The sequence below is a fragment of the Streptomyces carpinensis genome (genome assembly GCF_002154505.1).
Taxonomy (GTDB): Bacteria; Actinomycetota; Actinomycetes; order Streptomycetales; family Streptomycetaceae; genus Streptomyces; species Streptomyces carpinensis.
In genome coordinates, this window is the sequence record NZ_MUBM01000583.1 from 190 (window position 1) to 805 (window position 616).

The 616-nt window shown below is 77.4% G+C and carries 1 protein-coding gene; it reads right to left on the reverse strand.

From position 1 onward, the window contains the following. The coding region (locus tag BZY54_RS46445) for an aminotransferase class I/II-fold pyridoxal phosphate-dependent enzyme (RefSeq protein ID WP_279634773.1) at positions 1 to 616 on the reverse strand (616 nt) is incomplete at both ends.

The window sequence follows — 616 nt, forward strand, 5'->3', positions numbered from 1 at the left end:
CGGTCGTCGATCCGTACCGGCACCACGCTCCCGCCGTTGCGCCGCACCACCTCGCGGTGGAAGGGCAGCCCCGGGTCCTCCATGGCGACCGTGCCGCCGTCCAGCACGCGGGTCAGGAGGGCGAGCCCCTGCACGTACCCGGACGTGATCACGATCCGCTCCGGCGGCGCGATCACCCCGCGCGCCCGTCCCAGGTAGCCCGACAGCGCGGTACGCAGCTCGCTCCGGCCTCGCGGATCGCCGTAGTCGTACGCCAGAGAGGGTGCCGTCGCGATGGCACGGCGCAGCGCCCGCAGCCAGGCCGCCGCCGGGAACGCCCCGACGTCCGGGCTGCCGGGCCGCAGATCGAAACGGGGCGCCCGCGCGCGTGTCGCCGCTCCGGGCGCCTCCGTGTCGACGGTGGGCAGCGCGGCGACCTGGGTGCCCGAGCCCTGTCGCGCGGTCAGGTACCCCTCGGCGACCAACTGGTCGTACGCCGCCTTCGCGGTGCCCCGCGAGATCCCGAGCTCCGATGCCAGCCGCCGGGCCGGGCTCGAGCGGGCCCTCAGGGACGCCGTGCGGGACGGGCGGCTGGCGCCCGGGACCCGGCTGCCGGCGACCCGGCGGCTGGCATCGG